Origin of the sequence: Thalassovita mediterranea, from assembly GCA_019448215.1 — a bacterium.
Classification (GTDB): Bacteria; Pseudomonadota; Alphaproteobacteria; order Caulobacterales; family Hyphomonadaceae; genus Henriciella.
Genome location: CP080408.1, coordinates 773,446 through 795,190, shown reverse-complemented (window position 1 = coordinate 795,190; position 21,745 = coordinate 773,446). Strand labels below are relative to the sequence as shown.

The 21,745-nt window shown below is 61.1% G+C and carries 16 protein-coding genes; 4 read left to right on the top strand and 12 right to left on the bottom strand.

Going from position 1 to position 21,745, the window contains the following annotated elements; translation table 11 throughout:
• Positions 1–127 precede the first annotated feature (127 nt).
• Together KUV46_03750 and gyrB are read right to left on the bottom strand one after the other, a co-directional pair.
• Positions 128–922, bottom strand: coding sequence for a hypothetical protein (locus KUV46_03750; GenBank protein ID QYJ01518.1), 795 nt, complete (start codon positions 920–922; stop codon positions 128–130).
• Positions 915–3,338 (bottom strand): DNA topoisomerase (ATP-hydrolyzing) subunit B, encoded by a 2,424-nt coding sequence (gene gyrB, locus KUV46_03745; protein ID QYJ01517.1) that lies wholly within the window; start codon positions 3,336–3,338, stop codon positions 915–917. Before gyrB ends, KUV46_03750 begins: the two co-directional genes overlap by 8 nt.
• 273 nt (positions 3,339–3,611) lie before the next feature.
• On the opposite strand from gyrB, the gene KUV46_03740 reads away from it, so the two are divergent.
• Positions 3,612–4,187 (top strand): hypothetical protein, encoded by a 576-nt coding sequence (locus tag KUV46_03740; GenBank protein QYJ01516.1) that lies wholly within the window; start codon positions 3,612–3,614, stop codon positions 4,185–4,187.
• A 7-nt stretch (positions 4,188–4,194) separates the two neighbouring features.
• On the opposite strand, the gene KUV46_03735 is transcribed toward KUV46_03740, so the two are convergent.
• The 8 genes from KUV46_03735 to KUV46_03700 all read right to left on the bottom strand — a co-directional run bounded on the left by KUV46_03735 (position 4,195) and on the right by KUV46_03700 (position 12,240).
• On the bottom strand, positions 4,195–4,959 hold the full coding sequence (locus KUV46_03735) for an enoyl-CoA hydratase/isomerase family protein (GenBank protein QYJ01515.1): 765 nt from the start codon (positions 4,957–4,959) through the stop codon (positions 4,195–4,197).
• Positions 4,960–5,061: 102 nt separating this feature from the next.
• Positions 5,062–6,162 carry a GAF domain-containing protein gene (locus KUV46_03730; GenBank protein QYJ01514.1) on the bottom strand — a complete coding sequence of 367 codons (1,101 nt, stop codon included), beginning with the start codon at positions 6,160–6,162 and terminating at the stop codon, positions 5,062–5,064.
• A gap of 140 nt (positions 6,163–6,302) precedes the next feature.
• On the bottom strand, positions 6,303–7,421 hold the full coding sequence (gene recF, locus KUV46_03725) for a DNA replication/repair protein RecF (GenBank protein ID QYJ02340.1): 1,119 nt from the start codon (positions 7,419–7,421) through the stop codon (positions 6,303–6,305).
• The gene (locus KUV46_03720) at positions 7,412–7,705 is read right to left on the bottom strand and encodes a hypothetical protein (GenBank protein ID QYJ01513.1); all 294 of its coding nucleotides are present in this window, start codon (positions 7,703–7,705) and stop codon (positions 7,412–7,414) included. The genes recF and KUV46_03720 overlap by 10 nt, the downstream gene beginning before the upstream one ends.
• A 9-nt stretch (positions 7,706–7,714) precedes the next feature.
• The gene (gene dnaN / locus KUV46_03715) at positions 7,715–8,833 is read right to left on the bottom strand and encodes a DNA polymerase III subunit beta (protein ID QYJ01512.1); all 1,119 of its coding nucleotides are present in this window, start codon (positions 8,831–8,833) and stop codon (positions 7,715–7,717) included.
• A 185-nt stretch (positions 8,834–9,018) separates the two neighbouring features.
• Complete coding sequence (locus tag KUV46_03710; protein ID QYJ01511.1) at positions 9,019–10,410, bottom strand: ATP-binding protein; 1,392 nt, start codon at positions 10,408–10,410, stop codon at positions 9,019–9,021.
• A gap of 544 nt (positions 10,411–10,954) precedes the next feature.
• Positions 10,955–11,218 (bottom strand): 30S ribosomal protein S20, encoded by a 264-nt coding sequence (rpsT, locus tag KUV46_03705; protein ID QYJ01510.1) that lies wholly within the window; start codon positions 11,216–11,218, stop codon positions 10,955–10,957.
• Between the two features lie 245 nt (positions 11,219–11,463).
• A complete protein-coding gene (locus tag KUV46_03700; GenBank protein ID QYJ01509.1) occupies positions 11,464–12,240 on the bottom strand; it encodes an enoyl-CoA hydratase in 777 nt (258 codons plus the stop codon).
• 102 nt (positions 12,241–12,342) lie between these two features.
• Here KUV46_03700 and KUV46_03695 point away from each other — a divergent pair, with 102 nt between their 5' ends.
• Complete coding sequence (locus KUV46_03695; GenBank protein QYJ01508.1) at positions 12,343–14,229, top strand: gamma-glutamyltransferase family protein; 1,887 nt, start codon at positions 12,343–12,345, stop codon at positions 14,227–14,229.
• 53 nt (positions 14,230–14,282) lie between these two features.
• Positions 14,283–14,633 carry a DUF3147 family protein gene (locus tag KUV46_03690; protein QYJ01507.1) on the top strand — a complete coding sequence of 117 codons (351 nt, stop codon included), beginning with the start codon at positions 14,283–14,285 and terminating at the stop codon, positions 14,631–14,633.
• A 7-nt stretch (positions 14,634–14,640) separates the two neighbouring features.
• Here the strand turns inward: KUV46_03690 and KUV46_03685 are convergent, their stop codons facing one another.
• Entirely contained in the window at positions 14,641–16,452 is a 1,812-nt protein-coding gene (locus KUV46_03685) for an SLC13 family permease (GenBank protein ID QYJ01506.1), read from the bottom strand.
• A 131-nt stretch (positions 16,453–16,583) separates the two neighbouring features.
• Positions 16,584–19,265: a DNA mismatch repair protein MutS gene (gene mutS / locus KUV46_03680; GenBank protein QYJ01505.1), complete on the bottom strand. Its 2,682-nt coding sequence runs from the start codon at positions 19,263–19,265 to the stop codon at positions 16,584–16,586.
• A 130-nt stretch (positions 19,266–19,395) separates the two neighbouring features.
• Here mutS and KUV46_03675 point away from each other — a divergent pair, with 130 nt between their 5' ends.
• Positions 19,396–21,684, top strand: a complete 2,289-nt coding sequence (locus tag KUV46_03675; protein QYJ01504.1) for an NADP-dependent malic enzyme — start codon at positions 19,396–19,398, stop codon at positions 21,682–21,684.
• Positions 21,685–21,745 lie beyond the last annotated feature (61 nt).

Below are 21,745 nucleotides of genomic sequence, written 5' to 3'. Positions count from 1 at the left end.
TTAGGCTTAAAAGGCCATGCGTCTTTCATTCTGAGGCTCTCGAAGGAAACCGTGCCTGCGGGAGCCTTTATTGCCTCAAACAGACTAAACGAAGTTGGCTATGGTCGAATAGCAAAGTTGGCAATTATCAGCCGATGACGCTTCTAACGATGTCCTTCGCCCATTCGCGCAGTGCTAGAAGGGCGCCCTTTGCGATCTCGCCAGCTGCATTTCCGCCAAGTCTGTACACAGCTTGGTTCAAAGGTTTGATGAGTGAATACTCGAAATAGATCCGTGTATATTCAGCTCTTATCTGCATTTGTCCAAGCGATGAGCGAAGTAATGCAAGTACGTTGTTGCGTTCAGCGGGGAATGTAGAGGCGTACCCATTGTCTGCGGCGATCGCATCGATAGCATTCTGCAGCGCCTCAGTTGCGGCGTCTGCCGCTCTCGAATTGTAGTCAAGCGCTAAAGGTTCCCAAGCTGCCTCATTTGAGACCTCTGGCTGCTGCTTGAATTGGCTTTCTGCATCTATCAAATTGAGAAGGCACTCTTTTAGCCAGTCCCAACCTAGTTTTCCGCTGTTGGTCCAAACTGCAGCGCATCCATTAGCTTCAGCCATTTCGGAGAAGAAGAATTCGATATCAACGACAGTCTGGAGCTCATCCTTCACAAAAAGACGTGGTCGAGCGAGTTCTGACCCGATTACTTCGAAGTAGTCGAGTTGCATCCCAATCACTAACTCGTCCAAACGATCCAAACTGATTGTTACAAATGGTTCGCTATCTCGACGAAATTGGTTCCAAATCTCTTTTGTAGATATTGCGGAAGGGCGTGTTCCAGGTAGCGAATTTGGGTCGATCAAGTCTCTGAGCATCAGAATGACTGCGGACCGCCAGTAAGGCAGACCCGCTGTTGCTATGTGCTCGGAATCTCTAAACATCCACCTCAGCTTCCAGCGCATTGTCCTGGATGAACTCGCGGCGGGGTTCGACGACGTCGCCCATGAGGCGGGTGAACATGTCGTCGGCGTCGTCGGCGTGGGCGACCTTGACCTTGAGCAGGGTGCGGGCATTGGCGTCGAGCGTGGTTTCCCAGAGCTGGTCGGCATTCATTTCGCCAAGACCCTTGTAGCGCTGGATCTTGAGGCCCTTGCGGCCTGAGGCGAGCACGGCTTCGAACAGGCCGACCGGGCCATGAACGATGACTTCGCCGGACTTGTCATTGCGCAGGATGGCCGGGTTCTCATAGAGGTGGCGCACATGCTGGGCGTGGCTGTTGAGGCGGATCGCGTCCTGGCTGGCGAGCAGTGCGCGGTCCAGCACGGCTTTTTCCTCCACCGAGCGCACTTCACGGCGCAGGGTCAGATTGCCGTCTTCGAACGTGCCTTCCCATGTGTCCTCGCCTTCCTCGGCGATGAGGTTGAGGCGTTCAGCCGTCTTCTGTGCATTCGTCTCATCCGCGTCAGGGGCGAGCGCGCCTGCGATGGCGACCTGCTCGACGATATGGCCCGGTGCCCGCAGCGAGAGGCGCCAGAGGGCCGTCTTGAAGGCGGCGGCGTCACGTACATTCGCGCGAAGGTCCTCGCCCGCAATCTGCGTGCCGTCCTGAAGGATCAGCGCCTCGCCGGTCGTGCCTTCCTCGATGAGGTAATTGTCCATCTCGATATCGTCTTTGAGATAGCGCTCGGAGCGGCCGCGGCTGACTTTGTAGAGCGGCGGCTGGGCGATGTAGAGGTAGCCCTTCTCGATGATCTCCGGCATCTGACGATAGAAGAAGGTTAGCAGCAGGGTCCGGATGTGCGCGCCGTCGACGTCGGCGTCAGTCATGATGATGATCTTGTGATAGCGCAGCTTGTTGATGTCGAACTCGTCGCGGCCAATGCCGGCGCCGAGCGCCATGATCAGCGTGCCGACTTGGTCAGAGCTCAGCATCTTGTCGAAGCGGGCGCGTTCCACGTTTAGGATCTTGCCGCGCAGGGGAAGGATGGCCTGGTTGGAGCGGTCGCGGCCCTGTTTGGCCGACCCGCCTGCAGAGTCACCCTCGACGATGAAGATTTCGGACTTGGACGGGTCCTTTTCCTGACAGTCGGCGAGCTTGCCGGGCAGGGAGGTGATGTCGAGCGCAGTCTTGCGGCGGGTGAGCTCACGCGCCTTGCGGGCGGCCTCACGCGCGGCGGCGGCCTCGACGATCTTCTGCATGATGCCGAGCGCTTCCTTCGGGTTCTCCTCGAACCATTCAGAGAGCTTCTCGCCCATCAGGCTTTCCACCACGGGGCGGACTTCAGAGCTGACGAGCTTGTCCTTGGTCTGCGAGCTGAATTTCGGGTCAGGCACCTTGACAGAGAGGACGCAGGTCAGGCCTTCGCGCGCATCATCGCCGGAGATGTCGACCTTTTCCTTCTTCGCAATGCCGGTCTCGGACGCATATTTGTTGATGATACGCGTCAGCGCGCCGCGGAAGCCGGCAAGGTGGGTGCCGCCATCGCGCTGCGGGATGTTGTTGGTGAAGCAGAGCACCTGCTCATGATAGCTGTCGGTCCAGGCAAGTGCCGCCTCGACCGTGATGCCGTCCTTCTCGCCGACCGCATAGATCGTGTCCGGGATCAGCGTCTGGCGCTGGCGGTTGAGGTGCTCGACAAAGGCTTTGACGCCGCCTTCATATTCAAGGACCGCTTCATAGGCTTCTGGCCCGCGCTCATCGCGGAAGACGATCCGAACGCCGCTATTGAGGAAGGCGAGCTCACGCAGGCGGTGCTCCAGCGTCTTGCGGTCATATTCGGTCATGGTGAAGGTTGCCGGGCTCGCCATGAAGCGAACAGCCGTGCCGGTGAGGACCTTGCCATTGGCGCGGTTGGGGCTGGTGCCAACCTCTTTCAGCGGGGCTTCCACAGCGCCGCCTTCGATGAAGCGGACGAAGTGCTCCTTGCCATTGCGGTGGATGCGAAGTTCCAGCCAGTCCGACAGCGCGTTGACGACCGACACGCCGACGCCGTGAAGACCGCCAGACACCTTGTAGGAGTTCTGGTCGAACTTACCGCCCGCATGCAGCTGGGTCATGATGACTTCGGCGGCAGACACGCCTTCGGTCTTGTGCATCTCGACCGGAATACCGCGGCCATTGTCGGTGATTTCAGCAGAGCCATCGGCGTGCAGCGTGACGGTGACTTCGTCCGCATGGCCGGCAAGGGCTTCGTCGATCGCATTGTCGACGACTTCGTAGATCATGTGGTGCAGGCCGGACCCGTCATCGGTGTCGCCGATATACATGCCAGGGCGCTTGCGGACCGCTTCGAGGCCTTTGAGGACCTTGATCGAGTCGGCGCCATATTCGGGCATGTTGTCTGTCGGTTCAGCCATGGGAGCGTGTCGCTTTCTGATTCGTCACAATTGCCTGAAATTATAGAGGATTTGCCCTGAAAAGGGAAATCAGGGCGCCGTTTGGGTGCCCGGTATTCCGGTGTGTTTTCAGGGGCTTGCGAGGGGGCGCGAGTAGACCTGCAAAAAGTTGCCGGCACCCTTGCCGAAAGCCTCTGGAAATTGCCCCGCCGCGGGCGATTGACGCGCCTTCCGGAAGCGCTTTGATAGGCGGGCCGGGGGGCAACCGAACCGCTCATTGAAAGGGGACATTTCATGAAACGATCCATTGCGCTGGCCGCGCTCGCCGCTGGCCTGCCGGCCCTGCACGCCGCAGCGGAAGAGGCCTACAAGTGGCCGCTCTGTGAGGACATCAAGCCGCTGCTCGCGGCGGCAGAGGAGCCGACGCCCTTCCTCGCGCTGAATTCACTGACGCCCAATGGTGTCATTCCGGGGCTGGCCTCGCTTGGGCCGGATGCGGGCAAGAACTGCCGCACCTATATCGCAGGTACGACCGAAGGCATTCGCGGCGGCGGGCAGTGGAATTTCGCCGAGTGCACGGTCTGGTACCCCATGTCCGGCGATAAGGTGTCGCGCGCCCAGCTCGACGAAAGGCGGACCTATGTCGCCGGCATACTGGGGACCTGCGAGGCGCTTGACGGGTGGGTGTTCAAGCTGCCGGAATTCGAGACCTATGCGACGGTTGAGGAAAGCTGGACGAACCCGGAGACCGGCGTGCAGGTGGCTGTCGAGCGAGAGGAGTACCGGGGCAGCCGGAGCAGCGGCGGCGAAGTCAATTTTATCGTCCGTGCGCCGAACCCCAGCTACACGCCGCCGCCAGCCCCGCAATAGGCCTCGCCTAGTCCTTGAAGACGGGTGCGCGCTTCTCGCGGAAGGCGGCAGCGGCTTCGGCGAACTCGGCGGACTGGAGCTGGGCGGCGAAAATCTCGCCCTCGGCGCGCATCTGGTTGGCGATGGCTTCGCGCGAATGATTGATCAGCGCCTTGGACTTCAGCACCGCATTTGGCGGCGAGGCTGCGATCTTGCGGGCCGTGTCCATGGCGGTTTTCATAAGATCGCTGTCTGCGACCACGCGTGAAACAAGTCCGCAGGCGAGGGCTTCATTGGCGCTGAGGATGCGGCCGGCCAGCAGGACTTCATTGGCCATGGAGCGGCCCACAACGGCTGGCAGGGTGAGCGAGGAGCCTGCCTCTGGCACGAGGCCCAGCTGGGTGAAGGGCGCGCGGAAGTTGGCGCTCTCGGCAGCAAAGGAGATGTCGCAATGGAGCAGCATGGTGAGACCGACGCCAATGGCCGGGCCGTTTACAGCGGCGATCAGCGGCTTTTCAGCGTCGCGGATGGCGTTGAGAAAGCGGGTGACCGGCGGCGTGCCGCTCTCGCGTTCCTCGATCGAGGCGAAGTCTGAGAGGTCATTGCCAGCGGTGAACATGTCACCTTCGCCGGTAAAGACGATGGCGCGGATCGACTTGTCGCTATTGGCGCCGTTCACCGCGTCGGCCATTGCGCCGTACATGGCCTGCGTCAGCGCATTCTTGCGCTCCGGACGCGCAATGGTGATCGTCAGGACGTAGGTCTCAAGATGGGTCTTGATATGCTCGCTCATGGCTGGCGGCTCCGCTTTGGCTGTGTTGCAGCACGCTTTTGGCGCAGGCAGCGTGCCTGAGGCAAGCACTTCCCTTGCGGGGGGCCAGCTGGAGACGTGATCCTAAACCTGTTCTGAGGCCAGCACGCGCTCTGGCAGCGCCGATACGGAGTAGCGATAGCTGCCAGGCTGAATGTCGACCTCGGCTTCGCCGCCGAACGTCTTGGGCGCGATGCGTTTGAGGATCACGCTGCCAAAGCCGCCCTTCGCCTTCTTCACGCTCGCATCCACGCGCGGCGTCTTGAGGTTTTCTTCCCAGGAGAAATGGAGCTGGTCGTCGGTGGACCAGCCAAAGCGGGCAGTGCCGCCTTCGCCGCCCAGCGCGCCATGCTTGACCGAATTGATGCCAAGCTCATGCAGCATCAGCGACATGGCGAACGCTGCGCGCGGGGTAATCTCGAAGTCTTCCTCGGCCTCTACGCTGACCACAGGTTCGCCTGCACCAGCCTCGAAGGCGGCAAGCGTCTGCTGAGCGAGTTCGCGCATGGAAACGGACTCGGTGCCACTTGAGGCAATAAGCGATTGGGTGAGGGCGAGGGCGTTCACCTTTTCGCGAAGGCGCGAGACATATTCCTCGTGCTCGAGGTCTGCCTTGTCGAGCAGGGAGATGAGCGATGAGACGTGGGCGTACATGTTGCCCATGCGGTGCTGCAGCTCGCGGTTGATGACGGAAAGCTCGCTCATCTCGCGCAGCTTTTCATCTCGCTGGATCAGGCCGATCACGCTGTCGCGGATATCGCACAGGATTTCGCGGTCAGTTTCGTCAAAGGTCTCGCGCGGCTCATAGTCGATCACGCAAAGCGTACCGATCGCATGGCCATCGCCCGTGATGAGCGGAGCGCCAGCATAGAAGCGGATATGCGGCTCACCCGTAACAAGCGGGTTGTCAGCAAATCGGGGATCCTTCGTCGCGTCGAGGACAACAGTGATATCGGCGCTCTCGATCGCGTGTGTGCAGAAGGAAATGTCGCGGCTGGTTTCCTCGCCGTCGAAGCCATAACAGGACTTGAACCACTGGCGATCACTGCCGACGAGTGAGACGAGCGCGGTCTCGGCCTCCAGCGAATTGGCAGCCAGACGGGTCAGCCGGTCAAAGCGCTCGTCCTGCTTGCTGTCGAGCAGGTTGGTATCGGCTAGCGCCTTCAGTCGCTCTGCTTCGCTCATAGTCCCCAACGCGCCCGCGCAATCAAGGCGGGTGTGTCTCCATTAAACTCGCCCTAAAAGTGTTCAGTCTGCCGCGCGATTACAAGGCCGCGGCGTCAGACGAGCACTTGCTTGAAGTTAAGAAATGACGGGAAAGAGGTCTAGGCTGTAATTACCGCGCCGCCTGCGTCGACTTCAATGTGCTGGGCGCGGTCACCAAAAGCGTCGAAGAGAAAGCGTTCTGTGCCGGTCAGCCAGCTCTGGCCTGGGAGCGCGCTCAATTCATCGAAAAGGGCGGCGCGCCGGTCGGCATCGAGATGCGCGGCTGCCTCGTCCAGCAGGAGGAGCGGCGCCGGGCCGCCGCCATCTCGGGCCAGAGCCGTCGCGGAAGCAAGGATGAGGCCGATGAGCAGGGCCTTCTGCTGCCCGGTCGACGCGTCGCCTGCAACCATGCCGGTTGGCCGGTGGATGACTTTGAGGTCACTGCGGTGGGGGCCGCTTAGGGTACGGCCAGCGGCGGCGTCACGCCGTCTCATGGTACGATAGGTCTCGGCGAGGCTTTCGAAGATGGTCTTGAAGTCTTCGCCAGCGGCGGCGGAGGTTTCAGCCTCGCCCTCCAGCGAGAGATCGCCTTTGGGAAAATAGCCCTCGGGCCGCGCATCGACCGCCGCTTGCAGCCCTTCAAGGACGCTCGCCCGGTTGATCGCAAGCTCGGCGCCTGCTTCCGCCATGCGGGTCTCAATGGCGTCGGCCCAGGCCGGGTCGACATGGCCGCGTTCGAGCAGGGCGTTGCGCTCTCGCATGGCGCGCTCATAGCGGGCTGCCGCGGTGCCGTGTGAAGGGATGTGCGCCATGACCTGTCGGTCAAAGAAGCGGCGCCGGTCAGACGCGCCGCCTCGGAAGATGGAGTCCATGGCAGGGGTCAGCCAGACGATGCGGACAAGCTCTGCGAGGTCACCCGCCTGTGACGGGGCGCCGTCGATGCGGATGACGCGCTTGGCAGAGTTGCCATCTGTCTCAAGGCCAACGCCGATGCGCCTGTCATCAAGGTTGGCAGAGACGGTCCAGCCGCCTTCTGCGCCATGGCGTGTCAGCTCAGACAGTGATGCGCTGCGCAGCCCGCGGCCCGGCCCAAGCTGGGAGATGGCTTCCAGCAGATTGGTCTTTCCCGCGCCATTTGACCCGAACAGGCAGACATGGCGCCCGTCGAGATCGAGCGACAGGCTCTCATAATTACGGAAATCCTTGAGGCGCAGGCGGGTAAGGGCGGTCATCTGAATGCCGCGAATAAGTACAGAATAGCGGCGATGATCGTGAGAAGATGGATCACGAGCAGCACGCGTTGTCTTGCGACCACATGTCTGGCAGCCTCTGCATCAAGCGTCAGTGATGCTGCTCCGTTCTTCAAGTAATAGGGTCTTCTAAAATAAAGCTTTTCAGCCCGCCCCTTGGCTTGCTCTGGAAATCTTTGCCAGAACTCATTCAGAAAGAAGCCGCGCAGAATGACCTGAAGGCCGATCAGGCCAAAGAACAGCGATGCTGAGACAATCGTCAGGTCCGGCATGTCATCGGTTTAAACCCGAAGCGGCATCAGCACATAGCGTGCAGCCGGATCTGCAGGGTCAAGAATGAGGGCAGGGGAAGCTGGATCGTTCAGCATGAACTCGGCGTCTTCAGCCTCGATCTGTGCCGTCACGTCGAGCAGGTATTTGGCGTTGAAGCCGATTTCCATCGCGTCAGCGCTGTAGTCGCACTCAATCTCTTCGTGGCCCTGACCGGTTTCGGCTGAGTTCACGGCGAGCACGAGGCGGCCATCGTCGAGCGAGAGTTTGACCGAGCGCGAGCGCTCTGCCGAAACGGTCGAGACACGGTCGACAGCGGACTCGAACGCCTTGTTGTCGATAACCAGGCGCTTGTCATTGCCCTTCGGGATGACGCGCTGATAGTCCGGGAATGCCCCGTCGATGAGCTTGGATGTCAGCACGGCGCGGCCTGCGCGGAAGACGATCTTCGTCTCGGACACGGAGACCGATACATCGCCGTCAGCGCTGTCGATCAGGCGGCGCACTTCGGCAACGGCCTTGCGCGGAACGATGACGCCGTCGAGGCTTTCGGCGCCCGATGGCGCGTCACAGTCAGCGAGGGCGAGACGGTGACCATCGGTTGCAACGGCGCGGAGCACCTTGCCCTTGTCGCCATCGGCGGTGTGCAGATAGACGCCGTTCAGATAGTAGCGCGTCTCTTCGGTAGAGATTGCAAAACGGGTCTTGTCGATAAGGCGGCGAAGGTCTGCGGCTTCAACATCGAAGGTCACGGCGCCATCATCGCCCGTCATGGTCTGGAAGTCGCTGGCCGGGAGCGTTGGCAGCGCGAAGTTTGCGCGGCCAGAGCGGATCGTCAGGCGGCGGTTTTCCGGGTTGAGCTCCAGCTCGACATCGGCGCCGGATGGCAGCTTGCGGACAACGTCGAACAGTGTGCCGGCAGGCGCGGTGACCGCGCCTTCGCTGGCAATGGTCGCGTCGGCGCTATCGACGGCCTCGATATCGAGGTCGGTCGCAACGAAGGTGACTTCGCCGCCTTTTGCTTCCATCAGGACGTTGGAAAGGATCGGAATGGTGTTGCGGCGCTCGACCACGTTCTGCACGTGCGACAGCGCGTTGAGCAGGTCACTTCGTTCAATCGTCAGCTTCATGCGTCAGCCCATTACAACGACCCGGTTCAGGCCGCATCCTTTCCTGCCCGTCTGCACGGGCGTTAAACTCGAATCGGCCCGCCTCCTGAGGGGAGACGGGCCGAGTACACTTGTCAAAATCGCTGAAATTGCAAGCCCTGTGCGGCCAAACGCTGCGTAGAAATCTGGCCTCAGGTGGAATGCGTTCAGCCGTTACCTTCAGACTGGATGTCGAAGACCGCCTCGCGGACCTGTTCAACCTGCCGGACCATTTCCGGATCGGTCTGCAGCTGGCCTTTCACCTTGCGCCATGCGTGGATGACGGTGGTGTGGTCCTTCTTGCAGAAAGAGCGGGCGATCTGCGGCAGCGATTTGTCGGTCATCTCGCGGCAGAGATACATGGCGACCTGGCGCGGTGCGCAGACATTGCGCGACTTGCTGGAGCTTTCGATCTCTGACTTCGACAGGTTGTAGCTGCGCATGGCGGCCCGCTTGATATTGTCGAGCGATGGCGCCTGATACTCGCCCTGCTGGCGGCGAAGGACCGTGCACAGCATTTCGAAGGTCGGCGCAATCTCACCATAGCGGGTTTCCGACTGCAGCGAGTAGAGCACGCCGCAAAGGTCACGGCCCGGGCCGCGAACGGTGGCGACGATCTTTTCGCGCATCTCTTCGTCAATCTCGAAGTTCGGCTGGCCCTGCTGGATGAGGTTCGCGTGAAGGCTGACGATCTGGCGGCGCATTTCCTGATCAGGAAGGCCAACCTCGACGGCAGCGGCGCCCATCAGCTCACCGCGCATACGTGCGGAGAAACCTTTGAGGTCGCCCGGTGCCTCATCAGCGGTCAGGATGACGCGGCCACCTTCGGCCGTTACGGCGCGCAGGGAGGCAAAGAATGCCTCATCGGTCTTCTTCTTGTTCGCGATCCACTGCAGGTCGTCGATCAGCAGAAGGTCATTGTCGCGGACTTGTGATTTGAGGCGGCGGGTGTCGCCATCACGCGCGCCGTCAACAAAGGCGGTCATGAATTCTTCGGCAGACATATAGGTCACGCGGCGGCCATCGTCCTGACGGATGACGGCTTTCTCGATCGAGCGCAGGATGTGCGTCTTGCCGGTGCCCTGACGGCCATAGATGAGGGCGACGTCAGCGTGGACCTGCTTGTTCTCGACTGTGACTTCGGCGAGGCGGACAGCGGCGCGGTTGGTGTCACCGACGATCAGCGTCTCGAAGCTCATCGCGCTGCCATGACGTCCCGGGGTTGCGGAGGACGTTTCAGGCGCCGCGGCGTCTGCCTTGCTGACGGTTTCGGTGTTGCCGGTCCAGGGATAGCCGACGAGGTCACGTGTATCTTCTGGAATATCCTTCCAGCAGGCGATTTTCAGCGCGCGGCCGCGTGGGTCGGCCTTGCGCCATGCACGGCGCAGCATCGGGCGATGCTGGCTGTTGATGCGCTCATAGGCAAGCTGGTCGCGTGCCGCGATCAGGACCGTGCCATTGTCGTCGGCGACAAAGCGCAGGTCTGAAATCCATTTGTCGAAGTCGTGTGCAGAGGTTTCGTGACGCGCGTCTTCCAGAACGGTGCGCCAAAGATCCATGCCCCTGTGATCATCGCCGCGACGGGTCTCAGTGTTTTTCTCACTCTCGTGTCTGCCAGATTCTTCCTGCAGCCCCATAGGAACTTCCCCTTTTTTCTGTTCTTTGTCCTATTCTCTACGCGTCGACTCAGATCATAGCTCGGGTGTTCGGGCCTAATGGGGGCCCGTCCAAAAACCTGCCGTACAGAGATCAAATTCCGTCGATGGCCGAAGTTAACCACAGGGCTTCCAAACCTGTCTACAAGCCTTTTTGGGAATCTTCGGCACTTCTGGAGTTGACTCATTTCTGTCACCGAAAAAGCGGCGATGAATCAAACTCATAAGCTTGTGTAAAAAAATATAGGTACGATTTGTGCCGTTTTTACAGCTTGATGTTCCGATTATGTTCTGTCAACGGAATCGGCTTCGAATTGCTGTGTAAAACACGATTTTTGATACCAAAAATATGCAATTTTCAATCAATGTTTAAGCAATGAAAAAAGGCCTGCATGATCGCTCATGCAGGCCTTGCAAATTTTCAGAGACAGCCCGTTAGGGGGTTGTCTTAGCCCATCGCCTTGATGCGCGCGCTCAGGCGCGAGATTTTGCGCGAGGACGTATTCTTGTGAAGAATGCCCTTGCCAGCAGCGCGCATGATTTCCGGCTGGGCGGCCTGGAGAGCGGTCTGTGCAGCGGACTTGTCGCCCGATGCGATCGCTTCCTCGACCTTGCGGATAAAGCTGCGCATCCGCGAACGGCGTGCGGTGTTGATTTCCGTGCGGCGCGCGATCTTGCGCACCATCTTCTTGGCTGAGCGTGTGTTCGCCATCAAAAACTCCTGAGTGTCCCGTCGGACGCAAGCGGCGGACATACCCAAAGGCCCCCTTGTCGTCAACTGTGATGGGCTGCAACGGCTGAAGAAAGCGCAGCCAGTCTGCCAAAAGGCGGGGGCATGCCCTGAAAAGCCGATCAAAACTGCGAGGCCGCGTCTTTCCGCATGTGTCGCGCCAGATAGAAAAAGGGCGCGCCGAGTAAATCCGGGCGCGCCCTCTCTTCTTGTCTAGGGGTATCGGCCTACCGGTTCTTGAAGTGCGGCTCGCGCTTCTCGACGAAGGCTTCCATGCCTTCCTTCTGGTCTTCGGTGGCGAAGAGGGAATGGAAGAGGCGGCGCTCAAACATGACGCCCTGGCTGAGCGTCGTCTCGTAGGCGGCGTTGACCATTTCCTTGGTCATCATCGCGGTCGCGCGCGGGAGGGACGCAATCTTGCGCGCCACAGAGCGGGCTTCGTCCATGAGGTCATCGGTTGGCACGATACGGGAGACGAGGCCGCAGCGCTCAGCTTCTTCAGCGTCCATCATGCGTCCGGTGAGGCACATTTCCATTGCCTTGGACTTGCCGGCAAAGCGGGTCAGCCGCTGCGTGCCGCCTGCGCCCGGTGACACACCGATGGTGATTTCCGGCTGGCCGAATTTTGCGTTCTCTGCGGCCAGGATGAAGTCGCACATCATGGCAAGCTCACAGCCGCCGCCAAGGGCATAGCCGGAGACCGCCGCGATGACCGGCTTGCGCATGCGCGACGCGCGCTCCCAGTTGCGGGTGATGAAGTCTGCGTAATAGGCGTCGAGATAGGATTGCTCGCGCATTTCCTTGATGTCGGCGCCAGCAGCGAATGCCTTCTTGGAGCCGGTAATGACGATGCAACCGATTGAGGCGTCATTGTCGAACCGGTCGAGCGCTTCGGTCAGCTCATCCATGAGCGCATTGTTGAATGCGTTGAGCGCGTCGGGACGGTTCAGCGTGATGATGGCGACTGCCTCATCCACCTCAGTCAAAAGCGTTTCATAGGCCATGATAAGATCTGGTTCCTGTGCTTGCTTGCCTTTCGCGGTCAGTGCCGCAAGTTGGGGAGGGATAGGGTAAGAAAGACCGCGCGTCGATAGGGAGTGACCAGCATGACAATGACAAGCCTGAAGAGTTCTGTGGGTGGAGGCGCTTTCCTCCTGGCGGCAATGACGGCATTCAGCCCGGCGGCAATGGGCCAGTCCGAAGCCGCTGACACCGCGGATGCGGCGCCTGCGCCAGCCCCGTTTGAGTATAGTGACCCGGCAGAAGGCGACCGGATGCCATCAGGCCGCGATATCGGCACGCGCTCCTCTGTTGTGGCCCCGCATGCGGCGGCGGCGACGGCCCATCCACTGGCGACGCGCATCGCGCTCAACGTGATGGAAGATGGCGGCAACGCCGTTGATGCGGCGATTGCGGCGAATGCGATGCTGGGCCTTGTTGAGCCGACCGGCAATGGCATTGGTGGTGATCTCTTCGCCATTGTCTGGGACCCGGAAACGAGCACGCTCTACGGCTATAATGGCTCTGGCCGCTCTGCGATGGGCGCGACACTGGAAGATATGCAGGCGGCGGCTGACGAGTTCATGGACGGCGAGGAAATTCCGCCATATGGCGCCGCGCCGGTGACTGTGCCCGGCACGGTGGATGGCTGGTTTGCCCTGCATGATAAGTTCGGCAGCGTCGGCATGGACGAGCTGCTCGCTCCAACCGTCAGCTATGCCCGCGAAGGCGCGCCGATCCCGGAAGTCATCGCTTATTATTGGGGCCGCAGTGCCGCCAACTTCCCGCGCTATGCTGAAAGCGGCATGATCGAGGAATTCGACAATGCGCGGGAGACGTTCTTCTCGCCCACGCCGCGCGAAGGCTCTCTCTTTACCAATCCGGACCTTGCCAACACGCTCGAAACGATCGGCGCTGAAGGCCGCTCTGCCTTCTATGAGGGCGACATCGCGCGCACCATGGGTGCCTATTTCGAGCGGATTGGCGGCTATCTTCGCTATGAGGACTTTGCTGCCCATGAGGGCGAGTGGACCGAGCCGCTTTGCGTCGATTACCGCGAAACCCGCCTCTGTGAGCTTGGGCCGAACACGCAGGGCGTCGCCGCGCTTCAGATGCTTGAGATGCTGGAAGGGTTTGACCTTCGCGGCATGGGTTTTGGCTCGCCGGACTCCATCATGGCGCAGGTCGAGGCCAAGCGTCTTGCCTTCGCCGATCGCGCCAAGGGCTATGCCGACCCGGAATTCAGCGGCATCGACCCGGAGGTCTTCATCCGCGACGGGTATAATGCCGAACGTGCGGAGGCAATAAGTCTGACGGCGCCGATGTCTCAGGTTGATGCGGGCATGGACTTTGCCGCAATGGCGGCCGACGAGACGCTGGAAGACGGCGACACGACCTATCTGACGGTCGCTGACCAGAACGGCATGATGGTCTCGCTGATCCAGTCAAACTATCGCGGCATGGGCGCGGGCCTCGTCGCGGACGGTCTCGGCTTCATGTTCCAGGATCGCGGCCAGCTCTTCAGCCTCGACCCCGAGCACCCGAACGCATTCGAGCCGGGCAAGCGGCCCTTCCACACGATCATTCCGGCCTTTGCCTACAAGCAGGTCGAAGGGGAGTATCAGCCATGGATGAGCTTTGGCCTGATGGGAGGCGGTATGCAGCCACAGGGCCATGTCCAGATCATCCTGAACCTGATCGACTATGATATGGGCCTTCAGGAAGCTGGCGATGCGGCGCGTTGGGAGCATACGGGCGGCTGCGAGCCGACCGACGACTATGCCGGTGATACCTGCATCAATGACATCGGTACCGTGCATCTGGAAAGCGGTATTCCGCCTGAAACCCGCGCCGAGCTGGAAGCGCGCGGCTACACGGTTGAGTGCTGCAGCGCCAATGGCGGCGGCTATCAGGCGATCATGAAGGACTTTGAGTCCGGCGCCTGGATTGCTGCGACCGAGATGCGCAAGGACGGGACCGCAGGCGGATTCTAGACCCATTCCCCCTGAAGGATTGCAATCAGGCTTGCTTGGGATGAGATGGAGCGATGTTCTATCTCATCCTCAAAGCCACCATTTCAGGCATTCTGATTGCGCTCGCTTCCACATTCGCAAAACGGTATCCGGGGTTCGGTGCGCTGATCGCATCACTGCCGCTTGTCTCTGTCCTTGGCATGATCTGGCTGTGGAGCGAGAAACCCGACGCCGAGAATATGGCTGAACACGCCGGGGCGACATTCTGGTTCGTTATTCCGTCGCTTCCGATGTTTCTTCTGATCCCCTACCTGATGCGCCATGGGGCGGGGTTCTGGCCTGCGCTTGGTGCAGGCTGTCTGCTTACCATCGCCCTCTACGCGCTGATGACATGGATCGGCCCGCGGTTTGGCCTGCCACTATAGTCCTGGATTAGAGCGGCCAGAAGAGCGGGATGACGAACATTGCCACGGCAAAGAAGACGAGGTTCAGCGGCAGGCCGATGCGGGCAAAGTCACTGAATTTGTAGCCGCCTGCGGTATAGACCAGCGTGTTCGTCTGATAGCCGATCGGCGTCGCAAAGCTGGCGCTCGCGGCAAACATGATGGCGACCACGAAGGCGCGCGGATCAACGCCGAGGCTCTCTGCGAGACCGATGGCGATGGGCGTCATCAGGATGGCGGTCGCATTGTTAGAGATGATCTCGGTCATGGTTGAGGTCAGCAGGTAAACGACGGCGAGGGCCGCAAGCGGGCCGAAGACGCCCACCGGCGCCGCAATCGAGTTCACAAGAAGCGCGGCCGCGCCCGAATTCTCCATCGCCATGCCGAGCGCCAGCATGCCAAATATGAGCATGAGAATGTCCCACTGGATCGCCTTATAGGCCTCCTGATGGTCAAGACAGCCGAACGCGATCACGAGCGCCGCAGCGATAAGGGCAAGCCCGGCAATCGGCATGATGCCAAGCGCGGCCAGCACCATGACGGCGATGACGGCGCCAATGGCGATCGGGGCCTTGTCACGGCGCAGCGGGCGTTCAGACGTCTCTGTGAGATTGCTCAGCATCAGATCGTCGAACATCTGGCGCATGCCGGCAGGCGGGCCTTCGACCAGAACCGTGTCGCCGAGATTGAAGCGGATGCCGCGTCCTTCGAGGCTGATATTTTCACCGCGCCGATGAATGGCGAGCGCGTAGACGCCGTAGAGGCGCACAAGGCCCGCGCCAACAATCGGGCGGCCGACGAGGCGCGATTCAGGGCCGACGACACCTTCCATGAGAACGGTTTCGCTCGTCTGCACTGGTTCGATGGCGTGGCGCTGGGTTTCGCTGCCGGACCCGATGGCAACATCACCTGCCTCTCGCAGGCTGAGCATTTCGGAGACGGGAGAGCGCACCACGAGACGGTCGCCCGCTTCGAGGACGAGCGAGGCGAGCTCCTCGCGGCGTGAGCGGTTGGCCCGCATGACGTCGATCACGGTGAAGCCCTTTTCAGGCGTGAAGCCGGTTTCCTTGATCGTTTTTCCGATGAGCACGGAATCCACCGGCACGAGCACCTGCGCAATGAAGCGGCGGTTCTTCGTGGTCGGCAGTAGGTCTGCCAGCGTATCGCGGTAAGGCAGCAGCCAGCGGCTGGCGAGCGCCATATAGAGGACGCCTGCGACCGCCATGATGATGCCCGCACCTGTAATCTCAAAAATGCCGAAGGCGGCGAGGCCCGCCTTCTGCGCAACGCCATCTACGAGAAGGTTGGTCGATGTGCCGATCAGCGTCGTCATTCCGCCAAAGATGGAGGCAAAGGAGAGCGGTATAAGAAGGCGCGAGGCTGAGGTGCCGATCGTCTGGGCAAGTCTGATGGCCACGGGGATCAGGATAACCACGATCGGTGTGTTGTTCATGAAGGCCGACAGTGCCACCACAATGGCCATGAGGGCGATGACCGCGACGAGCGGCGTCCAGTTCTTGGCAATCCGGATCACCCAGTTACCGGCGGCGGCTATGACGCCTGTGCGCTCAAGCGCGGCCGACAGGACGAACATGGCCGCGATGGTGACCGGCGCCGCATTGGAAAAGACGCCCAGCGTCTCTGGTACGGACAGAATGCCGGTCAGCAGCAAGGCTGACATGGCAAGCAGGGCAACGACATCGGCTGGAAATCTCTCGCGCACGAAGCTGACGAAGACAGCGATCAGCAGCACGAAGACGAGCGCGATCTGTAATTCCTGCGGCAGGACAATGTCAGGCATAAATGGCGAGGCCCCGGTCGTTTCTCTCTATCGATAGATGTCTAGAGGCGGGGTCAACGCAACCGTCAATTTAGAAGAACTCCTGATGCGGAGTATGTCTGAATGCATGGCTGGCGGGTCTGCTCGTTGCGCTATCGCTCTGATTTCAGGCGATAGAGAAGGTCGAGGGCTTCGCGCGGTGTCAGATCGTCAGGGCTGACCGCGTCGAGCAGCTTGAGGACAGGGTGATCCTCAGCCGGGGCGAAGGCTTCGGGCTCCTCGGCGACAGAGGCAAAGAGCGGCAGGGCATCCACCGCATCCGGCTTGGCTTCGAGTTTCTTCAGAACCTGCTCGGCGCGGCGCACGGCTCGGGCAGGGAGGCCCGCCAGACGTGCAACCTGCACCCCGTACGAGCGGTCAGCCGGCCCGCTCGCAATGTCGTGCAGGAAGACAAGCTCATCCTTCCACTCCTTGGCGCGAAGGGAGAGATTGGCCGCGTAAGCAAGCTCTTCGGCAAGCCCCGTCAGCTCATGATAGTGGGTGGCGAACAGGGCACGGCACTTATTGGTGTTGTGGAGGTGTTCGACCGCTGACCAGGCAATGGCAAGGCCGTCATAGGTCGACGTGCCCCGGCCAACTTCGTCCAGAATAACGAAGCTGCGTTCGGTCGCCTGGTTCAGGATGGCGGCGGTCTCAACCATCTCGACCATGAAGGTCGAGCGCCCACGCGACAGGTCATCTGACGCGCCGACGCGCGAGAAGATGCGGTCTGCAATGCCGAGCCGGACAGATTGGGCCGGTACAAAGAGCCCTGCTTGCGCGAGGATGACGGCAAGGCAGGCCTGACGCAGATAGGTCGACTTACCCGCCATGTTTGGCCCGGTAACGAGCGCGAGGCGCGGCGCCAGCGCGCCGGACGCATCGAGGCTGAGATTGTTCGCGGTGAAGCCTTCGCCTGACGCTTTCAAGGCGGCTTCCACCACCGGGTGGCGCAGGGCTTCGGCCTCGAACACTGGCTCGTCAGCGAGGACAGGACGCACAGCATCATTGGCATCTGCCCAGTCAGCAGCGGCGGCAGCGACATCAATCTCTGCCAGGGCATGGGCGGCAGCAGAGATGGCATCATTTACGCCTTCGACGCGCAGGCAAAGCTCCCGGAAGAGTTCAATCTCACGCGTCTGGGCGGCCTCTTCGGCGCGGGAAATGCGGCCTGCGAGATCCGACAGCTCCGGCGTCGAGAAACGCATATTGGAGGCGAGCGTCTGGCGGTGGATGAAGGTCTCGGCATGCGGCGGCTTCAGCAATGCGTCACCGTGGCGGGCCGGCACATCGATGAAATAGCCAAGCACATTGTTGAACTTGATCTTCAGCGCGCTGATGCCCGTCTCATCGCAATAGCGGGCCTGAAGCTCTGCGATGATCTTGCGGCTATCGCGGCGCAGCGATCGTGACTCGTCCAGCGCGCCGTCCCAGCCATCGGCGATGAAGCCGCCATCACGGGCGAGTGTCGGCAGGTCCTCGGCCAGCGCGTTTTCAAGGTCGCTGGCAAGCTGGGCGAGGTCTTCATGGCGCGCCGGGTCGAGGGCAGAGACGGCATCGCCAAGTAGCGCAGGCAGTCCCGTCTGGAGCGCCGCCAGCATGGACGCCAGCGATGCGCCTTCCCTGATGGCGACCGCGATGGATTTGAGGTCACGTGGGCCGCCGCGCTCCAGCCGGATGCGGGTGCGGGCGCGCTCAAGGTCCGGCGTGGCTTTCAGGCAGGCGCGGACATCGCTGCGAAGGTCGCTCTCCTGAAGAAAGAAAGAGACCGCGTCATAGCGCGCCTCAATCGTCTCACGCGCGCATTCAGGGCGTGACAGCCGGTCAGCGAAAAGCCGTGCGCCCGGGGCCGTCAGCGTGCGGTCGACGGTGGCGAGCAGCGTGCCTTTTCTGCCGCCATTCATGGCAGTGTCGATCTCTAGGCTCGCACGCGTCGCCGGATCGATGGACAGGCTTGCAGACTGGCCGCGCCGGTTTGGCGGATCGAGGCGGATGTCAGCGCCCGCCTGCGTCAGGCTGAGATAGTCGAGCAGGAGGCCGCATGCGCAGAGCTCTGCCCTGGTGAAACCGCCAAACCCGTCCAGCGCGGCGAGTTTGTAGGCAGATTTCAGCGCGCTTTCACCGGAGGAAACGCTCGCCGCACGCGACGGGCGACGCGTGATCGGCATCCGCAGGGACGCGAGCGCCTGACGCACGAGCGGGCGGGCCTCATCATCCTCAGTCACCAGCAGTTCGCTGATCGGCAGGCTGGCGGCTTTCTCACCCAACGTTTCGGGCGAAACCTCTATTATCTCAAATGCGCCAGTGGACACGTCGCAGGCTGCAATGGCGGCTTCCGTACCGCCCGCCGCGAGTGCGATAGCGGCCAGTACCTGCCCCTGACGTGAAGACAGGATCGTGTCTTCGGTGATCGTGCCGGGCGTTACAACGCGCACGACTTCGCGGTTCACGATGGATTTGGAGCCGCGCTTCTTCGCCTCTGCCGGGCTTTCGGTCTGCTCGCAGACAGCAACGCGCTCACCGGACTTGATGAGGCGGGCGAGATAAGCCTCTGACGCGTGATAGGGCACGCCCGCCATCGGGATCGGCTTGCCATCATGCTCGCCGCGCGCGGTCAGCGTGATGTCGAGAATCTCTGCCGCGCGTACGGCATCCTCGAAGAACAGCTCATAGAAGTCGCCCATGCGGAAGAAGAGCAGGGCGTCCTGATGGCCCGACTTGATGTCGAGATATTGCGCCATGAAGGGCGTCGGAGCCTTTTTCTCAGGCACGGGTGGGGCGGCGGTGTCTGGCATCGGATGAAACTTAACGGATTCGCATGGGAGGTGTGCAACCCAAATAACCAGTGTTACGCGGGTTGTCGGCAATTCCGCAGCGGCTTAGACACAGTCGAAAGTCGTAGTTTAAACCTGAAGGCCAATTGCCATGACGTCCAAGCGTCCAACCTTTACAGACAAGGAAGCGCTCGACTTCCATAGTCAGCCAACGCCGGGCAAATTGTCGGTTACCCCGACCAAGCCAATGGCAACGCAGCGCGACCTGTCGCTTGCCTACAGTCCTGGCGTAGCTGTCCCTGTGAAGGCCATCGCAGAAGACAAGGACCTTGCCTACGAGTACACCTCGAAGGGCAATATGGTCGCCGTTATCTCGAACGGGACCGCCATTCTGGGCCTTGGTGACCTTGGCGCGATGGCATCGAAGCCGGTCATGGAAGGCAAGTCTGTACTCTTCAAACGCTTTGCTGACGTCGATTCCGTCGATGTCGAAGTGTTCTCCAAGGACACCGAAGAGCTGATCACCACGATCCGCAACATTGGTGAGACTTGGGGCGGCATCAACCTCGAGGACATCGCAAGCCCTGAGTGCTTCATCATCGAGAGCCGCCTTCGCGAAGAACTCGACATTCCGGTCTTCCACGATGACCAGCACGGCACCGCGATCATCGCCGCTGCTGGCCTGATCAACGCCTGCAACATTACGGGCCGCGAGCTGAAAGACGTAAAAGTCGCCATCTCTGGCGCAGGCGCGGCAGGTCTTTCCTGTGCAGGCCTGATCCGGCACCTCGGCGTGAAGGCAGAAAACATCCTCATGTGCGACTCCACCGGCGTCGTCTATGAGGGCCGCACCGAACGGATGGACCAGTTCAAGTCGGCCTTCGCGGTGAAAACCGAGAAGCGCACCCTGACCGAAGCCATGGACGGCGCAGACGTCTTCCTCGGCCTCTCCATCGCAGGTGCCGTCAGCAAGGAAATGGTCGCCAGCATGGCGCCAAACCCGATCATCTTTGCCATGGCGAACCCTGACCCGGAGATCACGCCGGAAGAGATCAAGCAGGTGCGCGACGATGCGATCATCGCAACGGGCCGCTCTGACTATCCAAACCAGGTCAACAACGTCCTCGGCTTTCCTTACATCTTCCGCGGCGCGCTCGACGTGCGCGCCCGCTCGATCAATGAGGAAATGAAGGTCGCCGCGGCGCAGGCGCTCGCAGAGCTCGCCCGCGAAGACGTGCCGGACGAAGTGGCCGCTGCCTATCACGGTTCGCGCCCGCAATTTGGCCGCGACTATATCATTCCGACGCCGTTCGACCCACGTCTGATCAGCTTTGTGCCGCCTTTCGTGGCGCAGGCCGCGATGGATACGGGTGTCGCGCGCAAGGAAATCCCGGACATGGACGAGTATCGCCGCTCACTGGCGCGCCGTCTCGACCCGACCGCGTCCTTCGTGCAGAGCGTTCAGGCTGCCGTCCGCGAGAAGAAGGCCCGTATCGTGTTTGCGGAGGGCGAAGAGCCATCCGTCGTTCGCGCCGCCTTCTCGTTCAAGAACCAGGGTCTTGGCGAGCCGGTCCTGATCGGCCGCGAGGAGCAGGTTACGCGCACCATGCAGCAGATGGGGGTGCCGGAAGGCTCGCTCGAGATCATCAATGCGCGCCTGTCGGACCGCAATCCGGAATATACCGACTATCTCTATGACCGCCTGAAGCGTCAGGGCTTCCTGCGCCGCGACGCCCAGCGTCTCGTCAACCAGGATCGCAACGTGTTCGGCTCCTGCATGCTGAAATTCGGCGATGCAGACGGCATGATCACGGGTGTGACGCGTAATTATGACGTCGCCCTGAAAGACGTGCAGACCGTGCTGGACCCGATTCCGGGCAAGCAGGTCATCGGCATGTCCATGGTTATCAACCGCGGCAAGACGATCTTCATCGCCGATACCTCGATCACCGAACTGCCTGTGGCAGAAGACCTTGTCGGTATCGCCTGCGAGGCGGCCAGCTCTGTGAAAAGCCTCGGCTTTACACCGCGCGTCGCCTTCGTGTCCTATTCGACCTTCGGCAACCCGATGGGTGAGCGCGCAGAGAAGGTCCGCGAAGCGGTCGCCATGCTGGACGCGCGCGATGACATCGACTTCGAATATGAAGGCGACATCTCGGTCGACGTCGCGATGAACCCGGGCCACAAGCTGGTCTATCCGTTCTCGCGCCTCACTGATGCAGCCAACGTGCTCGTCATGCCAGCCATCCACTCGGCGGCGATCGCGACGAAGATCCTGACCTCGATGAGCCGCGCAACCGTGATCGGCCCGATCCTGCTCGGCTTCGAAAAGCCGGTCCAGATCGCCTCGCTGGGCGCCACGGTGAACGACATCGTGAACCTTGCGACCTTCGCAGCCTTCGACATCGACAAGCTCGGCCACATCAAGGCTGCCGAATAGGGCGAACGTTCAACTGAAATGGAAAGCCCGGCCCATCAGTGCGATGCGGCCGGGCTTTTTT

Excerpts from the sequence above, each read along its gene's own strand:
- KUV46_03690 (QYJ01507.1), top strand. The coding sequence starts at position 14,283 with ATGTTCTATCTCATCCTCAAAGCCACCATTTCAGGCATTCTGATTGCG.
- KUV46_03750 (QYJ01518.1), bottom strand. The coding sequence starts at position 922 with ATGTTTAGAGATTCCGAGCACATAGCAACAGCGGGTCTGCCTTACTGG.
- KUV46_03740 (QYJ01516.1), top strand. The coding sequence starts at position 3,612 with ATGAAACGATCCATTGCGCTGGCCGCGCTCGCCGCTGGCCTGCCGGCC.
- KUV46_03685 (QYJ01506.1), bottom strand. The coding sequence starts at position 16,452 with ATGCCTGACATTGTCCTGCCGCAGGAATTACAGATCGCGCTCGTCTTC.
- gyrB (QYJ01517.1), bottom strand. The coding sequence starts at position 3,338 with ATGGCTGAACCGACAGACAACATGCCCGAATATGGCGCCGACTCGATC.
- dnaN (QYJ01512.1), bottom strand. The coding sequence starts at position 8,833 with ATGAAGCTGACGATTGAACGAAGTGACCTGCTCAACGCGCTGTCGCAC.
- KUV46_03735 (QYJ01515.1), bottom strand. The coding sequence starts at position 4,959 with ATGAGCGAGCATATCAAGACCCATCTTGAGACCTACGTCCTGACGATC.
- KUV46_03710 (QYJ01511.1), bottom strand. The coding sequence starts at position 10,410 with ATGGATCTTTGGCGCACCGTTCTGGAAGACGCGCGTCACGAAACCTCT.
- KUV46_03675 (QYJ01504.1), top strand. The coding sequence starts at position 19,396 with ATGACGTCCAAGCGTCCAACCTTTACAGACAAGGAAGCGCTCGACTTC.
- KUV46_03695 (QYJ01508.1), top strand. The coding sequence starts at position 12,343 with ATGACAATGACAAGCCTGAAGAGTTCTGTGGGTGGAGGCGCTTTCCTC.
- rpsT (QYJ01510.1), bottom strand. The coding sequence starts at position 11,218 with ATGGCGAACACACGCTCAGCCAAGAAGATGGTGCGCAAGATCGCGCGC.
- KUV46_03700 (QYJ01509.1), bottom strand. The coding sequence starts at position 12,240 with ATGGCCTATGAAACGCTTTTGACTGAGGTGGATGAGGCAGTCGCCATC.
- KUV46_03730 (QYJ01514.1), bottom strand. The coding sequence starts at position 6,162 with ATGAGCGAAGCAGAGCGACTGAAGGCGCTAGCCGATACCAACCTGCTC.
- mutS (QYJ01505.1), bottom strand. The coding sequence starts at position 19,265 with ATGCCAGACACCGCCGCCCCACCCGTGCCTGAGAAAAAGGCTCCGACG.
- KUV46_03720 (QYJ01513.1), bottom strand. The coding sequence starts at position 7,705 with ATGCCGGACCTGACGATTGTCTCAGCATCGCTGTTCTTTGGCCTGATC.